Source organism: Geobacter grbiciae (genome assembly GCF_018531165.1).
Taxonomy (GTDB): Bacteria; Desulfobacterota; Desulfuromonadia; order Geobacterales; family Geobacteraceae; genus Geobacter; species Geobacter metallireducens.
This window is the reverse complement of record NZ_JAHDIW010000007.1, coordinates 139,143-159,294: the sequence shown is the minus strand read 5'-3', so window position 1 is coordinate 159,294 and position 20,152 is coordinate 139,143. Positions and strand designations below refer to the sequence as shown.

The window sequence follows — 20,152 nt, the reverse complement described above, 5'->3', positions numbered from 1 at the left end:
CTGCGTAGAGCTTGGCCTGTTTATCCGTTGTCGTCGCCGCCCGACACCGGAACCATGGAACCCTTCTTCTCCACGTACTTGGCAACGATGATCCGCTTGCCGGGACGAAGGGCAAGTTTTCCCTTCAGGTTGTTCCAGGCGGTGAGAATGCGGGACGAGATATTGAATTTCTTTGAAAGCGACGCAATCGTGTCGCCCTTTTTCACGGTGTAGTACTTGTTGAACCCCTTGGCGCTCTCCTTGCGCGGAGCATCGGCCTTCGCGGTCTGGACCGCCGGTTCCTTGTCGGCAACCACCGGCACAAGGAGGGTCCGCCCCCGCACCTTGGCGGAGAGCTTCAGCTTGTTCACCTCGGCCAGGGCCTGCGGGGTGGTGCCGTAACGGCTGGCGATTGACGCCAGGGTATCCCTTTTCTTGGCCCGGTAGCGGGCGTAAACGAACCGCTCGGCGTAGCGCTGACCCTCGGGAAGTTGCGCATAGGCCTGCTCGAAGGCCCTCTTCTTGCCAAAGGGAATCTTAAGCTCGTAGCCGGGGTAGTCCGGGGGAGTGCACCAACGGCGCAGTTCAGGATTCAGCTCCTTGACGACCTGGTAGTCCACATTGCAGAGCTTCGCCGCCACCTCCAGATCGGTGCGGGAGGGAATCGTCACCGTGTCGAACTCGATGGGGGGAAGGTAGGCAACGTCGGCAAAACCGTAGCGAGTCGGCTCCTTGGCGATAATGGCGGCGGCCAGGAGCTTCGGCACATACTCCTTGGTCTCCCGCTTCAGGTACGACCCCTTGGAGATCTCCCAGAAATCTCGGGTGTTGTACCGGTCGATGGCTCGCAGGATCTTGTTCTCCCCTGCGTTGTATCCGGCCGCCGCCAGGTACCAGTCGTTGTTGAACATGGCGTAGAGCTCTTTCAGATACAGGGCCGCCGCCACCGTCGACTTGAGGGGATCCCGCCGCTCGTCGATCCACTGGTCTATCCGCAGATCATAGCGCTTGCCGGTGCCGGAGATGAACTGCCACGGCCCCACGGCGCTCGCCACCGACACCGCGTGGGGGGTGAAGCCGCTCTCGATCATGGCGAGATAGACCAGGTCCTCGGGAAGCCCATTCTTCTTGAGGACTTCCTTCATCATCGGAATATAGCGTTCTGAGCGGGAAAGCCAGCGGGTAAAGGACTTGCGGCCGGAGGTCTGGAAGTAGCGGATGAAGTACTCCACCTGGCCGTTGAGGGTGAGGGGGATGTCCGAGTCGGGGAGCGGCCCCTCGGGAAGCGTCAGCTCGAAGTCTTCATTGGAGGCTAGTTGGTCTTCGATGATGACCAGATCCCCCAGGGACGTTTCGCGGGAGCCGGACCGACGGACTGCACCTCCAGCGGCCGCACCCCTGGGGTAGGAATTGAACCCGGAGGGAACGGCGCCCGAAAGGTCGGGAAGCGAGGAGGCATTTCCCAACGCGGCCAGTTCCTTGAGGGGTGAGTTACGGGTTTCCGATGCCAGGACAGTAAAAACCGGAAAGAGACATATAACAAGGAGGAGAAGTGCTTTTTTCATGAAAAACCTTCCACGCATGGCCATAGCGGCCGGATGTGGGAAGTAGTGCCGGACGGAACCCGCATTATAGGGAATCGGGGCATTGGTGTCAAGATTGGGGGGATGAAGGCCAGAAACGGCGCTCCATTTCCTGGAGAAGCGCCTCCAGGCTTGACGGATCCACGGCGCTGACGGTGATGGCGTTGAAGCGCCGGGATAGCTGGCGGACCTTCATGAAGCCGAGGGGGCTCTTTTTCTTCAACTCCGGTAGAAGATCTACTTTGTTGAAGACCATGAGCCGTTGCTTGTCCCCCAGGTCCAGTTCCTCCAGGATCGTCTCCACCTGGTGGATCTGCTCCTCCACGCGGGGATTGGTACAGTCCACCAGATGGAGCAGGAGATCAGCGTCCTGGAGTTCCTCAAGGGTAGCCTTGAAGGCTCCCATGAGGGACTTGGGAAGGGAGCGGATAAAGCCGACCGTATCGGTGATGATCACCTCCCGTTCCCGGGGGAAGCGGAGCCGCCGGGTCGAGGTGTCGAGGGTAGCGAAGAGGAGGTTTTCGGTGAAGACGTGGCTGCGGGTCAGGGCGTTGAGAAGGGTCGATTTGCCGGCGTTGGTGTAGCCGACGATGGAGACGATGGGGAGCCCGGCCCGCACCCGCTTCTGGCGGCGCTGCTGGCGTCCCCGCGACAACTCTTCAAGCTCCCGCTCCAGCTTGGCGATCCGATCGCGGATTCGCCGCCGGTCCGTCTCCAGCTTTGTTTCGCCGGGGCCCCTGCCACCGATCCCCCCCATGAGGCGCGACATCTGCACTCCCCGCCCGGTGAGGCGAGGGAGGATGTATTTGAGCTGGGCCAGCTCCACCTGCACCTTTCCGTCGAGGCTCGTGGCCCGGCGGGCGAAGATGTCGAGGATGAGCTGGCTCCGGTCGATGACCTTGAGTTCGGTCATCTCGGAGATGGAGCGAACCTGGGCCGGGGAAAGCTCCTGGTCGAAGATGAGGATCGTCGCCCCCAGTTGGAGCGCCCGGATCACCACCTCCCGCATTTTCCCCTCCCCCATGAGGTAGCGGGGGTTGAACTGCCGGGGGCGCTGGATCACCACGTCGAGGACGGCGACCCCGGCGGTGCGGGCCAGCTCCTTGAGCTCTTCCAGGGAGTCCTCGGCCTCCTCACGGGACTCTTTCGTGACCGAGATGAGAATGGCCCGCTCTCCCGAAGCAGCAACCTCGCGGGCATCGGTGGCCACCGCCTTCTCCAGCTCCCGCTCCAGGTGCGATACCGAGGAACCGAAATCCATGCGGAAGGTGGCAAGGGGTTCGGACGCCTCCACCCGGTAGGGATGAGCGGCGCCGGCGGTGGGGGTGAGGGAGGCGGTCTGGATGGCGACTCGGCGGTCGTCCGGGTGGAGTTGGAGGATCGCCATGAGGTCGAAGCGCAGGAGCGCCAGGTCGGTCAGGTCGTCCTCGGAGAAGGACTCCCCCTTGAGGTGGGTGTGGATGTAGCGGAGCCCCCGCAACAGGCGGCGCCCCAAAGGGTAATCGGAGAGTTCGGGGATGAATATCCCTTTCTCGTCACCGATAATGACATACTCCACGGCCCCGTGACGGTCGATGAGAACACCGATCTGCCGCCGGATCTCCCGCGAGATCTCCACCATCCGCCCTGCCAGCTCGGCGGTGATGAGCTCGTCGGGGGGAACGCGGCGCCGGTAGAGCCGCTCCAGGGATGCGATCTGATTCGGCTTCAGGCCGATGAGGTTGCCGTGCAGCTGTTTGATATTCGTTCTCCGCCTTTACCGGTTCCCGGTTTTACAGCCCAATAATATTATAGCCGCTGTCCACGAAGTGAATCTCGCCGGAAACGCCGCTTGACAGGGAACTGGCCAGATAGACGGCCGCCCCGGCCACCTCGTCCTGGGTGATATTGCGGCGAAGGGGCGCTTTTTCCGCCACGTGGCCGGCGATCTGATTGAATCCCCCCACCCCGGATGAGGCCAGGGTCTTCAAGGGGCCGGCAGAAATGGCGTTCACCCTGATCCCGTCGGAACCCACGGCCTCGGCCAGGTATTTGACGCTCATCTCCAAAGCGGCCTTGGCCACACCCATCACGTTGTAGTTCGGGAAAACCTTCTGGCCACCATAGTAGGTAAGCGCGAGAACGCTCCCCTCCCTTCCCGCCATGAGGGGGTGGGCTTCCTTCATGAGGGCAATGAGGGAATAGGCGCTTATATCAAGGGCGAGGGCAAACCCCTCGCGGGTCGTATTGAGGAACGATCCCTTGAGTTCCTCCTTGCCGGCGAAGGCGATGGAGTGGACAAGAATGTCAATCCCCCCCCACGCCGTTCCTATCTTATCGAAGACATCCTTTATCTCTGCGTCGTTGCGCACGTCACAGGGGAGCACGAGGGACGCACCGACGCTCTCCGCCAGGGGGATCACTCGCTTCGCCACCGTCTCGCTGGCATAGGTTACGGCCAGTTCGGCCCCTTCGCGACGGAACGCCTGGGCAATGGCCCATGCGATGCTCTTCTCGTTGGCGATACCGAAAATGACCGCCTTCTTGCCATCCAAAAGCCCCATTCAGATTCCTCCTGAAACAGAGACGGCGCTTTCCGGCGCCATCCATTTCGTTCCTGACAATGTTGATAATCTTCTCGGCGACAGGGGAGTTCAACGCCCGGTCCGAGAGCCGTCAAGGGAGCCCCGCAGGCTACTCGGGCGCCACAACGGCAGAGGGGGGATAGTAATAAAAAAACCTATTTTTGGCAAGACATATGGGGTATTTGGTGGCAAACTACTCGAAGGGGTAATCACCATGATCGACACGTTCAACGCGGTTATCGAGGGAAGTGAGCGTCTGAGCGGTCTCGCCGACGTGGACGAGGTAGTGAAGGACCTGTCCCGGCTACTCAAGAGACTGGTCAAGAGCAGATGGATTGCCGTTTATTTCTTCGACCGGGAGCGACGCGATTTCGCACCGGCCAGAAGCTACGGCCTTCCCGCCCGCTTCGTCCCCATCTTCCGGGATATGCCCCTTGCCCCCGACAAGATCCCCCTTCTCAAGGGGCTGCTCCAGAAGAAACAGCACCTGCTTCTGTCCGACCCGGGCGTGTCGCACCTCATTCCCCAGAAGTTGAGAAAACTCCTGCGCAACCTGACGCTACTGGCCGTGCCGATGGTGGCCCGCAACCAGGTAATCGGGGCGGTCTTCGTGGCCCGGGCCAGGGAGCTCCCCCCCTTTTCCCCCGACGAAGTGGCGGTGATCCGCGACTTGACATCCCACGCGGCCCTTATCGTCTCCCACATCCAGCTTTTCGACGAATCCCTCGACATGGCCCTGGATCTGGCGGGGCGAATCGACGTGATCCTTACCCTCGACGAGATCAACAAGGCGATCTCGTCGTCCCTTTCCAGCGACAAGATCCTGGGAACCGCCATGGAGCATGTGGAGCGGATAACGGGGTGTGAATTCGTGGCGATCCTCCAGGTGGAGGGGAGTAAACTGGCGATCATGGCATCCCACGCCGGAGAGCTTCCGATCCCCGGCATTCTCAGCGCCGGCTCACGGCTCCCCCGGGGGCGATGCGCCGCATGGAATGCCCGCCGAAACGGACGCAGCACGAGCGTCGTCTTCATGGGGAAAACCGAGGGGATGCCCCCCGTGGACCAGGCACTCTACTCCCTTGGCATCCGGTCGGTTCTGGCCATTCCGCTGGTGGTCCGGAATGAGGTAAAGGGGGTACTCCTTCTGGGGGACACCGAGGCGGGGAAATTCGCCCGGGGCGAGACCTTCACCATCGAGAAGATCGCATCCCAGATGGCGGTGGCCCTGGAAAACGCCCGGCTCTACGAGGACATGCGGAGCCTCTTCATCAACACCGTGGCGAGCCTCGCCAACGCCATCGACGCCAAGAGCCCCTGGACCAAGGGGCACTCGGAGCGGGTCATGCACATCGCGGCCCGCATCGCGAAGGAAATGGGGTTTTCCGAACAGGAGGTGGAGAAGGTGCGGCTCGGCGGCCTCCTTCACGACATCGGCAAGATTGGGGTGATCGAGGCGGTCCTGGAAAAACCGGCGGTCCTCTCAGACGACGAGTTCCCCCCGCTTCGGGCCCACCCGGAGAAGGGGGTTGCGATCCTCTCTCCCATCGCCCAGTTGAATGACGTTCTCCCCGCCATCCTCCACCACCACGAGCGCTATGACGGCACAGGCTATCCCAAGGGGCTCAAGGGGGAGGAAATCCCCCTCTCGGCACGGATCGTTTCGGTTGCCGACTCCTTTGACGCCATGGTGTCGGAGCGTCCCTACAAGAAAGGGTATACCATCGGCGAGGCCATTGCCGAGTTGCGCAGGGAGGCGGGGAGACAGTTCGACCCGAAGGTGGTGGAGTGCTTCTGCCGTTACCTTGAACGGACCATGGGGAGGGAACTCTCCGGAGACTTTCCGGGGGCGTTCAAGAAGGTTGCGGGAGGGTAGCCCTCGCCCTTCATTGCCGGCCCCCCTCCCGAAGCCGATCCTCGATGGCGGCAAGGCGCCGGTCGATGGATTCCAGGAGCAGATGGTTCTGTTCCACCTTCCCCTTTATGGCAAGAACCACGAACGGCATGACAAGCCAGACCACCGTCAGTATCAGGCCGAGAATCCACATCATCACCATGAAACCGCCAACGATTTCCATGCTCCCCCCCTTTTATCGCCCGACATCCGCTCTTGAAGGGTAATTCCCGCTCTGCCGAATGTCAATCGCAGGGGGCTGTCCCCTGTCATCGCCGGGAAAAATTCCTTGCCTTTTTTGCCCCCCGTGCTACCATGCTTAAATTTTAAGCACATCATCACTACATGAATAGAAATAACCAATGCTCAACCCCCTGGCCATCGGCTCCCTGACCCTGGCAAACAATCTGGTCCTCGCCCCCATGGCGGGAATTACGAACCTCCCCTTCCGGCTTCTGGCCCGGGAGGAGGGGGCAAGCCTCTGCTTTACCGAGATGGTAAGCGTGAACGGCCTCGTGCGGGAGGGGCGCAAGACTTTCGAGCTTCTGCGCAGCGTGCCGGAGGACCGTCCCCTGGGAATCCAGCTCTTCGGCGACGACCCGCAGCTTCTGGCCGAAGGGGCACGGATGGTGGAGGGGCACGGCGACCTCATCGACATCAACATGGGATGCCCGGTCAAGAAGGTGGTCGGCACCGGGGCCGGCAGCGCCCTGTTGCGGGATCCGGCAAAGGTCAGGGCCATCATTCGCGAAACACGCCGCGCCACGCGCCTTCCCCTGACCGTCAAGATCCGCAGCGGCTGGGTCTGCGGTGAGGCCAACTTCCTGGAAATCGCCCGGATTGCCGAGGAGGAGGGGTGCGACGCCATCACCCTCCACCCCCGGAGCCGCGCCCAGATGTTCGAAGGGCACGCCGACTGGCAACAGATCGCCGAGATGAAGCAGAGCGTGAAAATACCTGTGATCGGCAGCGGCGACCTCTTCACCGCCGCCGACGTCACCGCCATGCTGGCCGAAACCGGCTGCGACGGTGTCATGGTGGCCCGGGGCGCCCTGGGTAACCCGTGGATCTTTCGCCAGGCCCTGGCCCTCCTGGACGGCAGGGAACCGGACGCACCCTCCACCGGGGAGCGGCTCCGCGCCGCGCTCAGACACCTGGAGCTCTTCACGGAGCTGAGCGGCGAGCGGGTGGCCTTGCGGGAGATGCGCAAGCACTTCAGCTGGTACTCCCACGGCCTGTCCGGCGCGGCCCAGTTCCGCAAGGCCGTCAACATCATCGAGGGAAAGGAAGCCCTTCTCGAAGCACTGCACCGCTTCTTCGCGCCGGAGGCGCCATGAACTCGGAAAGCACCAACGAAGCGTTCCTTGCCACCATCATCGACAGCGTCGGCGACGGGGTCATCGTCATCGATCTGGAGGGGCGGGTCACCCTCATGAACCCCGCTGCTGAGGAGATCATCGCCATCTCCCGGCGCCAGGCCCTGGGGCACCCCTTCGCGGCTTTCCTCGGCAGTCAGGGAATTCTGCTGGAGATGGTCGCCAAGACCGCCGCCACCGGCATGACGATCTCCGACAACGAGAATATCGTCATCAGGAAGGCGAAGCAGCTTACCCCGGTCGCTGCCACCACGTTTCCGCTCCTGCGGCAGAACGGCGAGCCCATCGGCACCATCCTCATGCTGCGGGACCTGACGAACATCCGGGAACTGGAGGATGCGGTCCGCCACGCCGACCGGCTCTCCACCCTCGGCACCCTGGCGGCGGGCCTGGCCCACGAGATCAAGAACCCTCTGGGGGGGATCAAGGGTGCGGCCCAGCTCCTGGAAATGGAACTCCCCCTCGAGAGCGAACTGCGGGACAACGTCCGGGTCGTGGTCAGGGAGGTGGACCGGGTCAACCGGATCGTGGAGGAGCTCCTGGCACTCTCATCGCCTCGCAAGCTCCAACTCACCAAGGTGAACCTCCACAAGGTCCTCGGCGACATTGTCACTCTCAGGAAACGGGCCACGGAAGGGAAGTCCGTAACGTTCCAGCAGCAGTTCGACCCGAGCATCCCGCCAATCCTGGCCGACGAGGGACTTCTGACCCAGCTCTTCCTGAACCTGATCAAGAACGCTGTGGAGGCGGTGGACGAGCGGGGCACCATCCGCGTCGCGAGCAGGGTCATCTCCGACTACAGCATGACCCAGAAGGGGGAGCGCCGCTCCCGCATGGTGGCCATCGACGTTTGCGACGACGGCCCCGGCATCCCCAAGGAGCAGCTGGAGCAACTCTTTACCCCCTTCTTCACCACCAAGGCCAAGGGGACCGGACTCGGCCTCGCCATCTGCCAGAAGATCGTCACGGAGCACCGGGGCATGCTCAAGGTGGAGTCAGACCCGGGCACGGGGACGACGTTCACGGTGATGCTGCCGTTAATTCAGTAAACTACAGACTGAAGACTGACGGCTGACGGGAAATACACCACCATCAGCCTTCAGCCTTCGGCCTTCAGCCGAGGTTGATATGGTATTGCACCGCATACTGGTTGCCGACGACGAAGAAAGCATGCGCTGGGTCCTCTCCAAGGCCCTGCGGAAAAAGGGATTTTCCGTGGATCTCGCCCGGGACGGGGAGGAGGCCCTGCGCCTCATCCAGTCCGGCGACTACGATCTGGCGATCCTCGACATCAAGATGCCCGGTATTTCGGGGCTCGACCTCCTGGACCGGGTGAAGGAGCTGAAGAGCGATCTCCTCATGGTGATCATGACCGCCGAGGCAAGTATGAAGAACGCCGTGGAGGCCATGAAGCGCGGCGCCTACGACTACATCACCAAGCCCTTTGACCTGGACGTGATCGACGCCATCATCGAGAAGGTGAACCGGGCCAGGGAGATCACCTCCCAGATGTCAATCCTCCGGGAGGAGCTGAAGGACCGCTATCTCCTGGAGAAGAACATCGTCGGTAACTCCCCGGCCATGCGGGAGGTCTACAAGACCATCGGCAAGGTTGCCCCCAGCGACGTGACGGTGCTGGTGCAGGGGGAGTCGGGCACCGGCAAGGAGCTCATCGCCCGGGCCATCCACTTCAACTCCAAGCGGATCGGCAAGCCGTTCATCGCCCTCAACTGCGCGGCCATCCCCAAGGAGCTCCTGGAGAGCGAGCTCTTCGGCTTCGAGAAGGGGGCCTTCACCGGCGCGGTGGAGCGCAAGCTCGGCAAGTTCGAGCAGGCCAACGGCGGCACCATCTTCCTCGATGAGATCGGCGACATGCCCCTGGACCTCCAGGCTAAGATTCTGCGGGTTCTCCAGGAGAAGGAGGTGACCCGCACCGGCGGGAGCCAGAACATCGCCGTGGATGTGCGGATTGTGGCGGCCACCAACCAGAACCTGGAGGAACTGGCCCGGAACAAACAGTTCCGGGAAGACCTCTACTACCGCCTGAACGTGGTGCCGATCCAGCTGGTGCCCCTGCGGGAGCGCAAGGAGGACATCCCGGCCCTGGTGGAGTACTTCCTCCACAAGACCTGTGCCGAGTTGGAGGTCCCCGGCAGGACCTGCTCCCCCGAGACCATGGCGCTCCTCACGGCCTACTCCTGGCCCGGCAACGTGCGGGAACTGGAGAACACCATCAAGCGGGCCGTGATCCTCTCCTCCGACCCGCTCCTCACACCGGCAGACTTTCCGGGGCTACGGATCCAGCGCACCGGCGAGGCCGTCGCCACCGACGAGTTGTCGCTTGAGGCCCTGGTGGACATGAAGCTGCGGGCGAGCCTCACCAACCTAGACAAGATGGAGACCGGCGACATCTACAACCTGGTCCTCAAACAGATCGAACGCCCCCTCATCCGCTTCGTCCTGGAAAAGACCCGGGGGAACCAGGTAAAGGGGGCCGACATCCTCGGCATCAACCGGAACACGCTTCGGAAGAAAATTCAGGAACTGGGCATCGAAATCAGAAGGGACTGAAAGGAGGGTTAACCACATGGGCATCATGGACACGTTTTTTCTCGACCGCAACCACGCGGTACTCGTCGTCGTGGACGTGCAGGAAAAGCTCTGCGCGGCCATGGATCAGGAGGTCCTGGCGCAACTCACGAAGAACACCGGCATCCTCCTGGAGGCCGCGAAGGAACTCGGCATCCCGGTGGTGGCCACGGAGCAGTATGTGAAGGGGCTTGGCTGCACCGTCCCGGAGCTGCGGGAAAAGATTGAGGGGGCCGCCTTCGAGAAGATGGCCTTCAGCTGCTGCGGCGACGAGGCCTTTCTGAACCGGTTGGCGGAGCTGGGGCGGAAGCAGGTGATCGTCACCGGCATGGAGACCCACGTCTGCGTCCTCCAGACGGTCCTGGAGCTCCGGGAGCGGGGATATCACGTCCACCTGGTGAAGGACGCGGTCATGAGCCGCAAAAAAGGGAACTGGAAGGTGGGGGTCAACGCCGCAGCAGCGGCCGGCGCGGCCATCACCTCTACCGAGGCGGCCCTGTTCCAGCTCCTGCGGGTGGCAGGGACCGAGGAGTTCAAGAAGCTGTCGAAACTGGTACGATAGGCGAACAGTCCACAGCCGTCGCAAAAAAAGAGCCGCCCCAAGGGGACGGCTCTTTTTTTGCACTTCTATCCGGGTGCCGGTCAGCCAATGAGCCGGCGGGCGATGGTATCGTGGTTCAGCCAGACTACCGGCGCCTGGGGGCTCCAGGAATGATCGAACATGAGGCGTCCCACCGCCTGGAAGACCGATTTCGAGAGTTCGGCGCAGACCACGTTCTTGGGGTCGGCGCTCATGGTCATGAGCTCGTCGGAGACGGTGAGCATGAGGCTCGCCTGCTCCGCGGTATTGTTGTGAGGCCACTCCTCGTAAGTTCCAAAGGAGTTCAGGACCGGCGACGAGAGGTAGGCATCGGCCTTGGCCAGGAGGGCATCGAGGGTCTCCCCTTCCTTCATGAGCCCCTGGCAGGCATCCCATATGGCCGTGGCCGCGGGTCCGTCCCCTTCCTTCCGCAGGGCCGCCAGCAGCGGGTAGAGGGATATTTCCACCCCCAGGAAGAGGGCGCTGGAGTTGGTCTGGATCTCGGGGGAATTGTAGACCGTGGCCTTCACCCCTTCCTGCCAGGCTTTCGCAGTGACTTCCTCCAGGCGGATCTTGGCCCATCCCTGGAGGTACGGGGTGTAGGACTGCCACCGGTATTCTCCGCCGATGAGCACCGCGCAGCCGTGGTAGCCGAAGGCCGAGTAGGAAATGCGGGAACCGGCCCCCTCCACCCGGCTCCGGAGCCCGGCGGTGGCGGCGATGAGGGCGCCGAAGGTGTCGGCGGTCACCTCGTCGAAGGAGAGGGAGCAGAGCTGCCCCACGTCGGATTTCCAGAAGGGTCCTGACGCCAGGTAGCGGTCTCCCTGCCCCTTGAAGACCCGGTTCAGGATCGGCATGAGGGTCCTGGCACGGGGGATGCCGCCGGCCATGGTGTGGGCGATGAGGACATTGGCCCCGGCAGGGATGAGCCCTTCCAGCTCTTTCGTAAAGAGGGCAAGATTCTCCCGGAAGCGGGCGAGCCCCTTCTGGCGAGACTCATCGATGGCGGCCATGTCGAGCCGCGTCTCCACCACCGTGTCGGGCTTTACCCCCTTGAGGCGGTCAGCGGGGGTGAGGCCGTCGTCGGCCGGCTCAAGGTCGAACCCGGCTTCCAGCGGCACGTTGATGATCTTCCCCCCCAGGTTCGCCTCGGCCTCGGCAAGCTCCTCGGGGGTGAGGGGACGGAGCGGTCCGTTGTTGTCGCGGCGCCCCACGGTGGCACCGATGATGGTCATGCCGGCTTTTTTTGCCTCGTCGACGATGCCATTGGCGTACCCCCGGCCAAAGAGTTCACCGAAAAGGACAAAGGCATCGCCCTTCCCGTAGCCGGCGGTCGCGGGAAGCTGTTTCAAAGGATTGTATTGGGTCATCGGGGAAACTCCTTTAACTAATCTTTCTCTTCCACGTCCACGATCACGCCGCGCCCGAAGCAGACACCGCGCTTGGCGCTCTTGATGAAATCCAGGAGATAGCGGACGTCGTCGGTAATGGTAAGGGTGCGCTCCGCCTCGGCCAGGGCGTTCTGCATGTTGAGCCCCGAGAGGAAGAGGAGCTTGAAGGCGTTCTTGATGGCCCGGATGCGGGCCTGGTCGAAGCCGTTGCGCCGCAGCCCCACCAGATTCAGGGCCCTCACCGTGTGGGTGTCGTCCACGATGCAGAAGGGAGGCACATCGCGGGCGGAGCGGGAGAGCCCCCGCATCATGGCGAACTTGCCGATGCGGCAGAACTGGTGCACCACGCAGTTGCCGGAGACGATGGCCCGGTCCTCCACCACCACGTGGCCGGCCAGGAGCACCCCGTTCACCAGGATGATATTGTTCCCCAGCACGCAGTTGTGCCCCACGTGGGAGTTGACCATGAAGAAGTTGTTGTCGCCCACCACCGTCTTGGTGCCGGGCCGGTTCCCCCGATGGATGGTGGCACCCTCGCGGATGATATTGCCGCTGCCGATGATGGTCCAGCTCTCCTCCCCTTTGTAGCCGAAGTCCTGGGGATCATGCCCCACGATGGCTCCGTAATGAATCGTGTTGTTCTCGCCGATCCGGGTCCAGGGGCCGATGACGGCGTTGGCCATCACTTTCGTGCCGGCGCCGATGGAGGAATGGTCCCCCACGATGACGTTGGCGCCGATCTCCACGCCGTCGGCGATGGTTGCGGTGGCGCTGATCTGTGCGGTGGGATGGATATTAGTAGTCATGACGTTTCTCCAGGTTTTCGAACTTGGTGAACTGGCCGTTGAACAGGAGCTTTACCGTTCCGATGGGGCCGTTACGCTGCTTGCCGATGATGATCTCGGCGTCCTTGTCGTGCTCCTTGGTGCAGGAGCCGTCCCGCTTCTTGCAATCGTCGCAGTAGACGGCGTCCCGGTAGACGAACATGATCACGTCGGCGTCCTGCTCGATGGCTCCCGATTCCCGCAGGTCGCTCATGATGGGGCGCTTGTCGGTGCGGCTCTCCAGGGAGCGGTTGAGCTGCGACAGGGCCACCACCGGCACGTCCAGCTCCTTGGCCAGGGCCTTGAGCGAGCGGGAAATCTCCGAGATCTCCTGCTGGCGCGACTCGGTGCTCGACCCCCGCATGAGCTGCAGATAGTCGACCACGATGAGCCCCAGACCGTGCTCCGCCTTGAGACGCCGGCACTTGGCCCGCATCTCCAGCACCGGGATGGCCGGAGTATCATCGATGAACATCTTCGCCTTGGCCAGCTTGTCGGCCCCGCTGGTCAGCTTGTGCCAGTCGGTATCCACCAGATGGCCGGTCCGCAGGCGGCTCGCGTCGACCCGCGACTCGGAGCAGAGAAGCCGCATCACCAGCTGCTCCTTGCTCATCTCCAGGGAGAAGATGGCCGCCGGCGCCGGCGTGCTGGCGTGGGCCGCGGCATGCTGGGCGATGTTGAGGGCAAAGGCGGTCTTCCCCATGGAGGGGCGGCCGGCGATGATGATGAGATCCCCCCGCTGGAAGCCTGCGGTCATCTCGTCCAGATCGTAGAAACCGGTGGGGACGCCGGTGACATGCTCCTTCTTCTCGTAGAGGGTCTCTATGTGCTTGAAGGTATCCTTGAGGATGGTGCCGACCGGCGTGAAGGCTGGGCGGAGCTTGTTGTCGGCAATTTCGAAGATGTTCTTCTGGGCCGTGTCGAGAAGCTCCTCCACCCCGGTCTCCACGTCGTACCCCTTGGTGACGATGTCGGTGGCCGCGGTGATGAGACGGCGGGTGATGGACTTCTCCTTCACCATCCGGCAGTAGTAGGCGATGTTGGCGGCAGTGGGGACGTAATCGACCAGGGTGGCCAGGTACGCGGCCCCTCCCACTTCCTCCAGCTCCCCGAAGCGTTTGAGCACGTCGGTGAGTGTAATGAGGTCGCAGGGTTCGTTGCGGGTGGAGAGGTCCACCATGGCCCGAAAAATCTTCCGGTGGGTCTCCCGGTAGAGGTCGTCGGTCTCGATGATCTCCAGGGCGCGGTTGATCGCCTCATTTTCGAGGAGAATACCGCCGAGGATCGACATCTCGGCCTCAATGCTCTGGGGAGGAACTTTTCTCAGGTCTACTGCGGACATGGCCTGCCTTGGGAATGTTTAAAACGAATGCCGGAAGCAAGTGGGGGAAGGGGGTACTATAACTCGCGCCGCCTACCCGGTCAACGATTTTGACCCGCCTCCCCATCGGCACAAAAGCAAAGGCGGGGCGACCAAACAGCCCGCCCCGCCCTTCATTCCTCCGCGCAGCACCGGGTTTCAGTCACAGTCCTCCCGCCACAGGCACTGGTCCTGACCACAGTTTGCGGCCTTTCCCTCGGCATAGCAGTCGGAATTCCCTTCCATGCGCTGGATGGCCTTGATCAGCTCGGCCTTTTTCAGGGTGCCGGCCTTGACCCCCCGCTGCTTGGCAATTTCCTTGATCTCCTGCATCTTCATGGTGCTTTCCTCCCGAATGAGCTTTTCTGCTGAGGCCTCTGTTGTTCCGATTATCATCGTCATGTTACCGCGTTATGACGTTCTTACAACATGTACCAGAAGATCGGCTGTTCGCAACTGCAATCTCCCGGTTATGTTCAACTTCCCTCTCGACAAAATGAAAAATATTACATAAGATTGCGACCTGCATACTGTATACAGAAAACTCCTCATAAACCCACGCGAAAGGAGAGCATGTATGTCCACCAAGCCGTTCGTTTACCAGGAACCCTTCCCCCTCGAGAAAGATGAGACGTCGTACTACAAGATTCCCGACTCGGAGAAGTATGTCAGCGTCGCAACTTTCGAAGGGAAAGAGGTCCTCAAGGTCGATCCCGAGGCACTCACCGTCCTGGCCAACACGGCCATGAGGGACGTCTCCTTCCTGCTCCGCCCCGAGCACAACGAGTCGGTGGCCAAGATCCTCCGGGATCCGGAAGCCTCCCAGAACGACAAGGGGGTTGCCCTGGCATTCCTGCGGAACGCCGAGATCGCCGCCAACTTCGAGCTCCCCCTCTGCCAGGACACCGGCACCGCCACCGTCGTGGCCAAGAAAGGGCAGCAGGTTTGGACCGGCGGAAAGGACGAGGAGTTTCTCTCCAAGGGGGTCTACAAGACCTACACCGAGGAAAATCTCCGCTACTCCCAGACCGTGGCCCTGGACATGTACAAGGAAGTCAACACCGGCACCAACCTGCCGGCCCAGATCGACATCCAGGCTGTGGACGGCGATTACTACAAGTTCCTCTTCATGGCCAAAGGGGGGGGCTCCGCCAACAAGACCATGCTCTACCAGGAGACCAAGGCACTCCTTACCCCGGACAGCCTGCTCAAGTTCCTGGTGGGCAAGATGAAGTACCTGGGAACCGCCGCCTGCCCGCCGTACCACATCGCCGTCGTGGTCGGCGGTACCTCGGCCGACGCCTGCATGAAGGCGGTCAAGCTCGCCTCCGCCAAGTACCTTGACGCCCTCCCCACCACGGGGAACGAGCACGGCCGGGCCTTCCGCGACGTGGAACTGGAGGAGAAGCTTCTCCAAGAGGCCTACAAGCTCGGCATCGGCGCCCAGTTCGGCGGCAAGTACTTCGCCCATGACGTACGGGTCATCCGGCTTCCCCGCCACGGCGCCTCCTGCCCCGTGGGGATGGCGGTCTCCTGTTCCGCCGACCGCAACATCAAGGCCAAGATCACCCAAAACGGCCTCTTCGTCGAGGAACTGGACCGCAATCCGAGCCGACTCATTCCCGAGCAGTACCGCGGCAAGCATGAGCACGGGGTCAAGATCGACCTGAACCGCCCCATGAAGGAGATCCTGGCCGAACTGAGCAAGCACCCGGTTTCCACGCCGCTGCTGCTGAATGGCACCATCGTGGTGGGGCGCGACATCGCCCACGCCAAGTTCAAAGAGATTCTCGACAGCGGCAAACCGCTCCCCGACTATCTCAAGAATCATCCGATCTACTACGCCGGACCGGCCAAGACCCCGGCTGGCAAGCCTTCCGGCTCCTTCGGCCCCACCACTGCCGGCCGCATGGACTCCTACGTGGATCTTCTCCAGGCGAACGGCGGCTCCATGATCATGATCGCCAAGGGGAACCGGAGCCAGCAGGTGACCGATGCCTGCAAGAAGCACGGCGGCTTCTACCTGGGCTCCATCGGCGGCCCTGCCGCGGTCCTGGCCGAGGAGAACATCAAGAAGGTCGAGTGCATCGACTTCCCCGAACTGGGGATGGAAGCGGTCTGGAAGATCGAGGTCGAGAACTTCCCGGCCTTCATCCTGGTGGATGACAAGGGGAATGACTTCTTCAAGCAGTTGGGTCTGTAGTATCCCCCATGAAAGTGGCAAAAGCCCCCGGTCGTATCTCGCGGCCGGGGGCTTTTCCGTGTGCGGAAGGGAATTCTCCCTACCCGCGCGGGGAGCGCGTTTACGGCCACAGGCCCGGGGTTTGGACTTGACAGAGGGCGCTGGGATGACGTATACCAAAAACAACCACTGTTTTATCTTGTTTTTTCGAACCGTTAGCCGCTTTACCGCGAACACGTCGCTACAGTCTCACAAACTTGCATAATCAACATCACGAAAAGAGAAAAACCATGCTTACCATGAAACCCGAATTCGTTGCCCAGCTGGAACGCGTCCTCAGCTCCGTGGAGATGCTCCTCCCCCGGGCCGTAAAGCCGGTCAACTGGTCCACCTGCTACGCCGCCAACTGGCGCCGCCATTCCTTTTCCGGCTTTCTCCAGGCGGTCAGGGTGACCGATACCACCTCCCTCCATGAACTGCTGGGAGTGGAGAAGCAGAAGGAGATCATGATCAGCAACACGCGCCAGTTCCTGAAGGGGCTCCCAGCCAACAACGCCCTCCTCTGGGGGTCCCGGGGGACGGGGAAGTCGTCACTGGTGAAGGCGCTCCTCAACGAGTACGCCTGCGAGGGGCTCCGGGTCATCCAGGTGGAGAAGGAAGACCTGATCTATCTCTCGGACATCTTCTCCGCCGTGGAGAACGAGCCCTACCGCTTCATCCTCCTCTGCGACGACCTCACCTTCGAGCCGGGGGAACTGACCTACAAGATCCTCAAAAGCGCCCTGGACGGGTCGGTCTACTCCCCTCCCGAGAATGTCCTGATCTATGTCACCTCCAACCGCCGTCACCTCCTTCCCGAGTACGAATCCGACAACATAGGCTGGAAGCTGGTCAACGGCGAACTGCAGGAGAGCGAGGCCACGGAGGAAAAAATCGCCCTCTCGGACCGGTTCGGCCTCTGGGTGCCGTTCCACGTCTTCACCCAGGACCGCTACCTGGAAGCGGTGCGCCTCTGCGTGGAGCGCGAGGCCCGCACCCGGGAGGTGGATATCCCCTGGTCGGAGCAACTAAGGCTCGACGCCATCCAGTGGTCCCACGACAAGAAAAAGCGCTGCGGCCGCACCGCCTACCAGTTCTCCAAGCACTGGGTCGGCAAGTACCTCCTGGCCAGACAGGCCGCGTGAGGCGCCGACTCCCATGAAGCGGAGCATTGCCCCCCTCCTCGTCTGTCCCGCCTGCCTCCCCAAGGAGCGCCCCCTGGAGCTCACGGCCACCGCCGAAGCGGACGGCGACATCACGGCGGGCCACCTCTCCTGCAAGGGATGCCGGCGCCGGTTCCCGATCCGGGACGGTATTGCCGTGCTCCTTCCCGATCCGGACACGGGGCCGTCGGGGGGACAGTGGAAGTACGAGGAGCAGGGGACGCTGGCCACCTATCTCTGGAGCCACTTCGCGGACCTGGCCGGGGACCCGGAGGCGGGTGACGCCTACGCCTCCTGGGCGTCAGCCCTTGCCGGAAACGCCGAAACCTCCCTCGATGCCGGCTGCGCCGTGGGGAGGCTCACCTTCGAACTGGGGCAGCGGAGCGGGCTCGCGGTGGGCTTCGATCTCTCCCTCACCTTCATCCGGGCGGCGCGGCAACTTGCCCGGGAGAGACAGATCCGTTTCTCCCTTCCCCGGGAGGGGAACCTGCGGGATGAATTCCGCCTTACCCTCCCCGATTGCTGGCGGACCGACGAAGTGGAGTTCGTCGTGGCCGACGCCCTGGCCATCCCCTTCGCCCGGGAGACCTTCGACCGGACCGCCTCCCTGAACCTCATCGACCGGGTCTCCTACCCCCTGGCCCACCTCTACGAGATGAACCGGGTCGCCCGACTGTCTGGTGCATCGTTCCTCTTGTCCGATCCCTTTTCCTGGTCCACGGCCAACGCGCCGGAAGAGAAATGGCTTGGGGGAACCGAGTCGGGCCCCTACTCGGGGCGGGGAATGGACAACGTCAAGGCAATCCTGGGGGGGAAGGAGGCGATCATCGCCCCCCCCTGGACCGTCGCCCGGGAGGGGAGCGTCTGGTGGAAGATCCGCTCCCACCGCAACCACTTCGAGCTGATCAGGAGCGAGTTCCTGGTGGCGGAGCGGTAATAAGACATCAAATAACACGGAGAAACGGAGAGCACGGAGTAAAACCCTTTCAAGCCAATCCCGTTGAAAGCAATGTTCTCGCCTCTGTAGCATTTCAATCTATTTTATTTTCTCCGTGTTCTCCGTCTCTCCGTGTTATTCAACTGACTTTTTAATAGAAAGGGGGAAGCCGCCAGCGCAGCTTCCCCCTCTTTCGTTTCCGTGACAGCAGTGCAGGTCAGCGGGGCTGACGGCGCTGCTGGCCGGTGCGCTGGCCACCGGTTCCGGCGGTGCGGGCTGGATTTGCCTTCGCAGCTTGGGGCTGGGAACGCCTCCCCTCGGCGGGTTTGGCGCTTCCCGGCTGATGGGATGCACCTTGACGGGCTCCCCCCTTCTTCGCCTCCGTGGGACGGCGGGACGGCATGGGCTGCCGGGGGGGACGAGCGAACTCGGTGTCCTTTTTCGGTGCCGGCACGCTGTAGTCGAAGCCGGCCATGGTGCGGCGCTCTAGGGAGGTGTTGAGCTTACGCTCGATAGTGCGGACCATGGCCGTATCTTCGCTCGTCACCATGGTGAAGGCGTCGCCGCTGCGGGCGGCCCGGCCCGTGCGGCCTATGCGGTGGATGTACGCCTCGGCGGTGTCGGGGATGTCGTAGTTGATGACGTGGGACACCTGGGAGACATCAATCCCCCGGGCGGCGATATCGGTGGCCACGAGGATTTGGAAGGTGCCGTCCCGGAACCCGTCCAGTGCCGCCTGGCGCCGGTTCTGGGAGAGGTTCCCCTGGAGGGACGCGGCCTTGTAGCCGGCCTTCTCCATTTGCTCACCCAGCCGCTTGGCCCGGTGCTTGGTGCGGGTGAAGATGAGGACCGACTCGGTGTCGGTGTGACGCAACAGCTCCAGCAGGAGCGGCGTCTTCAGGTGCTGCTCCACCGGGTAGAGGGCATGGGTGACGGTGACCGCCGGGGCCACGGTCCCCACCTGCACCGTGACCGGGTCCCGCAGGATCTCCTGGGCCAAGACCCTGATGTCGATGGGCATGGTGGCCGAGAAGAGGAGGGTCTGGCGCTTGGGGGGAAGCTGCTTCAGGATCCGGCGAAGGTCAGGGAGAAAGCCCATGTCGAACATCTGGTCCGCCTCGTCCAGGACGAGCACCTCCAGGTGCGAGAGGTCGATGGTCCCCTGGGCCATGTGGTCCAGGAGCCGCCCCGGGCAAGCCACGACGATCTCCGCGCCCGCCTTGAGCTTCTGAATCTGGGGGTTGACGTTAACGCCGCCGTAGACGGTGACACTCCGCAGCCGGGTCTGGCGCCCCAGGGTGACGAAGCTGTCATTGATCTGCTCGGCCAGCTCCCGGGTGGGGGCAATGACCAGGGCCCGGACGCGCCCCCGCTCTCCCTGGGCGAGCCGATGCAGGATCGGCAGCGCAAAGGCTGCGGTCTTGCCCGTGCCGGTCTGGGCGAGCCCCATGACGTCGCGCCCCTCCATGACAGTCGGTATCGCCTGGGCCTGGATCGGCGTAGGGGTCGTGTACCCCGCCGCCGTGACACCGGCCATAACCTGGGGGTGGAGGTTGAACTCCTTGAATTCCATTGATTCCTTCTTTCTGCGTTCCTCGAAGCAAAAAAGCCCTGGTAAATTCCAGGGCTTACGATTGTCGCGGTATCCGGGAACAGCTGATGGTAATGGCAAGACCGTAGCAGTTTTGGAC

General features: G+C 62.6%; 17 protein-coding genes. 8 read left to right on the top strand and 9 right to left on the bottom strand.

The features are described 5' to 3' along the window. Positions 1–20: 20 nt before the first annotated feature. The 3 genes from KJB29_RS10660 to KJB29_RS10650 all read right to left on the bottom strand — a co-directional run bounded on the left by KJB29_RS10660 (position 21) and on the right by KJB29_RS10650 (position 4,105). Complete coding sequence (locus tag KJB29_RS10660) at positions 21–1,544, bottom strand: lytic transglycosylase domain-containing protein (RefSeq protein WP_215734560.1); 1,524 nt, start codon at positions 1,542–1,544, stop codon at positions 21–23. An 88-nt stretch (positions 1,545–1,632) separates the two neighbouring features. Then, complete coding sequence (hflX, locus tag KJB29_RS10655) at positions 1,633–3,273, bottom strand: GTPase HflX (RefSeq protein WP_215734583.1); 1,641 nt, start codon at positions 3,271–3,273, stop codon at positions 1,633–1,635. Between the two features lie 61 nt (positions 3,274–3,334). Next, entirely contained in the window at positions 3,335–4,105 is a 771-nt protein-coding gene (locus KJB29_RS10650) for an enoyl-ACP reductase FabI (protein ID WP_215734559.1), read from the bottom strand. A 235-nt stretch (positions 4,106–4,340) separates the two neighbouring features. On the opposite strand from KJB29_RS10650, the gene KJB29_RS10645 reads away from it, so the two are divergent. Continuing rightward, the gene (locus tag KJB29_RS10645) at positions 4,341–6,002 is read left to right on the top strand and encodes an HD domain-containing phosphohydrolase (protein ID WP_215734558.1); all 1,662 of its coding nucleotides are present in this window, start codon (positions 4,341–4,343) and stop codon (positions 6,000–6,002) included. Positions 6,003–6,012: 10 nt separating this feature from the next. Here the strand turns inward: KJB29_RS10645 and KJB29_RS10640 are convergent, their stop codons facing one another. Beyond that, complete coding sequence (locus tag KJB29_RS10640) at positions 6,013–6,204, bottom strand: hypothetical protein (RefSeq protein ID WP_215734557.1); 192 nt, start codon at positions 6,202–6,204, stop codon at positions 6,013–6,015. Positions 6,205–6,382: 178 nt separating this feature from the next. Between KJB29_RS10640 and dusB the strand changes: the two genes are divergently transcribed. From dusB to KJB29_RS10620, 4 genes are all read left to right on the top strand, one after another. After that, a complete protein-coding gene (gene dusB, locus KJB29_RS10635; RefSeq protein WP_215734556.1) occupies positions 6,383–7,357 on the top strand; it encodes a tRNA dihydrouridine synthase DusB in 975 nt (324 codons plus the stop codon). Next, a complete protein-coding gene (locus KJB29_RS10630; RefSeq protein ID WP_215734555.1) occupies positions 7,354–8,445 on the top strand; it encodes a two-component system sensor histidine kinase NtrB in 1,092 nt (363 codons plus the stop codon). The genes dusB and KJB29_RS10630 overlap by 4 nt, the downstream gene beginning before the upstream one ends. A gap of 79 nt (positions 8,446–8,524) precedes the next feature. After that, the gene (locus tag KJB29_RS10625) at positions 8,525–9,967 is read left to right on the top strand and encodes a sigma-54-dependent transcriptional regulator (protein ID WP_215734554.1); all 1,443 of its coding nucleotides are present in this window, start codon (positions 8,525–8,527) and stop codon (positions 9,965–9,967) included. A 16-nt stretch (positions 9,968–9,983) separates the two neighbouring features. Beyond that, positions 9,984–10,547: a hydrolase gene (locus tag KJB29_RS10620; RefSeq protein ID WP_215734553.1), complete on the top strand. Its 564-nt coding sequence runs from the start codon at positions 9,984–9,986 to the stop codon at positions 10,545–10,547. Positions 10,548–10,627: 80 nt separating this feature from the next. Here KJB29_RS10620 and KJB29_RS10615 read toward each other — a convergent pair whose 3' ends face one another. The 4 genes from KJB29_RS10615 to KJB29_RS10600 form a co-directional block, all read right to left on the bottom strand. Further along, a complete protein-coding gene (locus KJB29_RS10615; RefSeq protein ID WP_215734552.1) occupies positions 10,628–11,935 on the bottom strand; it encodes an enoyl ACP reductase FabMG family protein in 1,308 nt (435 codons plus the stop codon). Between the two features lie 17 nt (positions 11,936–11,952). Then, positions 11,953–12,762, bottom strand: a complete 810-nt coding sequence (gene lpxA, locus KJB29_RS10610) for an acyl-ACP--UDP-N-acetylglucosamine O-acyltransferase (RefSeq protein WP_215734551.1) — start codon at positions 12,760–12,762, stop codon at positions 11,953–11,955. Next, on the bottom strand, positions 12,752–14,122 hold the full coding sequence (dnaB, locus tag KJB29_RS10605; protein WP_215734550.1) for a replicative DNA helicase: 1,371 nt from the start codon (positions 14,120–14,122) through the stop codon (positions 12,752–12,754). Before dnaB ends, lpxA begins: the two co-directional genes overlap by 11 nt. A gap of 177 nt (positions 14,123–14,299) precedes the next feature. Further along, on the bottom strand, positions 14,300–14,479 hold the full coding sequence (locus KJB29_RS10600; protein ID WP_004513465.1) for a Rho termination factor N-terminal domain-containing protein: 180 nt from the start codon (positions 14,477–14,479) through the stop codon (positions 14,300–14,302). Positions 14,480–14,717: 238 nt separating this feature from the next. Here KJB29_RS10600 and KJB29_RS10595 point away from each other — a divergent pair, with 238 nt between their 5' ends. The 3 genes from KJB29_RS10595 to KJB29_RS10585 all read left to right on the top strand — a co-directional run bounded on the left by KJB29_RS10595 (position 14,718) and on the right by KJB29_RS10585 (position 18,461). Then, positions 14,718–16,343 carry a fumarate hydratase gene (locus tag KJB29_RS10595; protein WP_004513464.1) on the top strand — a complete coding sequence of 542 codons (1,626 nt, stop codon included), beginning with the start codon at positions 14,718–14,720 and terminating at the stop codon, positions 16,341–16,343. A 269-nt stretch (positions 16,344–16,612) separates the two neighbouring features. Continuing rightward, the gene (locus KJB29_RS10590) at positions 16,613–17,506 is read left to right on the top strand and encodes an ATP-binding protein (RefSeq protein ID WP_215734549.1); all 894 of its coding nucleotides are present in this window, start codon (positions 16,613–16,615) and stop codon (positions 17,504–17,506) included. Between the two features lie 13 nt (positions 17,507–17,519). Then, positions 17,520–18,461: a methyltransferase domain-containing protein gene (locus KJB29_RS10585; protein WP_004513462.1), complete on the top strand. Its 942-nt coding sequence runs from the start codon at positions 17,520–17,522 to the stop codon at positions 18,459–18,461. 217 nt (positions 18,462–18,678) lie between these two features. Here the strand turns inward: KJB29_RS10585 and KJB29_RS10580 are convergent, their stop codons facing one another. Continuing rightward, a complete protein-coding gene (locus KJB29_RS10580; RefSeq protein WP_004513461.1) occupies positions 18,679–20,034 on the bottom strand; it encodes a DEAD/DEAH box helicase in 1,356 nt (451 codons plus the stop codon). Between the last annotated feature and the right edge of the window lie 118 nt (positions 20,035–20,152).

Bases quoted from the DNA above. Each gene is read 5' to 3' on its own strand.
- dusB (WP_215734556.1), top strand. From the start codon at position 6,383: ATGCTCAACCCCCTGGCCATCGGCTCCCTGACCCTGGCAAACAATCTG.
- KJB29_RS10615 (WP_215734552.1), bottom strand. From the start codon at position 11,935: ATGACCCAATACAATCCTTTGAAACAGCTTCCCGCGACCGCCGGCTAC.
- KJB29_RS10620 (WP_215734553.1), top strand. From the start codon at position 9,984: ATGGGCATCATGGACACGTTTTTTCTCGACCGCAACCACGCGGTACTC.
- KJB29_RS10625 (WP_215734554.1), top strand. From the start codon at position 8,525: ATGGTATTGCACCGCATACTGGTTGCCGACGACGAAGAAAGCATGCGC.
- KJB29_RS10650 (WP_215734559.1), bottom strand. From the start codon at position 4,105: ATGGGGCTTTTGGATGGCAAGAAGGCGGTCATTTTCGGTATCGCCAAC.
- KJB29_RS10595 (WP_004513464.1), top strand. From the start codon at position 14,718: ATGTCCACCAAGCCGTTCGTTTACCAGGAACCCTTCCCCCTCGAGAAA.
- KJB29_RS10600 (WP_004513465.1), bottom strand. From the start codon at position 14,479: ATGAAGATGCAGGAGATCAAGGAAATTGCCAAGCAGCGGGGGGTCAAG.
- KJB29_RS10645 (WP_215734558.1), top strand. From the start codon at position 4,341: ATGATCGACACGTTCAACGCGGTTATCGAGGGAAGTGAGCGTCTGAGC.
- KJB29_RS10640 (WP_215734557.1), bottom strand. From the start codon at position 6,204: ATGGAAATCGTTGGCGGTTTCATGGTGATGATGTGGATTCTCGGCCTG.
- KJB29_RS10580 (WP_004513461.1), bottom strand. From the start codon at position 20,034: ATGGAATTCAAGGAGTTCAACCTCCACCCCCAGGTTATGGCCGGTGTC.
- KJB29_RS10590 (WP_215734549.1), top strand. From the start codon at position 16,613: ATGCTTACCATGAAACCCGAATTCGTTGCCCAGCTGGAACGCGTCCTC.
- dnaB (WP_215734550.1), bottom strand. From the start codon at position 14,122: ATGTCCGCAGTAGACCTGAGAAAAGTTCCTCCCCAGAGCATTGAGGCC.
- KJB29_RS10660 (WP_215734560.1), bottom strand. From the start codon at position 1,544: ATGAAAAAAGCACTTCTCCTCCTTGTTATATGTCTCTTTCCGGTTTTT.
- lpxA (WP_215734551.1), bottom strand. From the start codon at position 12,762: ATGACTACTAATATCCATCCCACCGCACAGATCAGCGCCACCGCAACC.
- KJB29_RS10630 (WP_215734555.1), top strand. From the start codon at position 7,354: ATGAACTCGGAAAGCACCAACGAAGCGTTCCTTGCCACCATCATCGAC.
- KJB29_RS10585 (WP_004513462.1), top strand. From the start codon at position 17,520: ATGAAGCGGAGCATTGCCCCCCTCCTCGTCTGTCCCGCCTGCCTCCCC.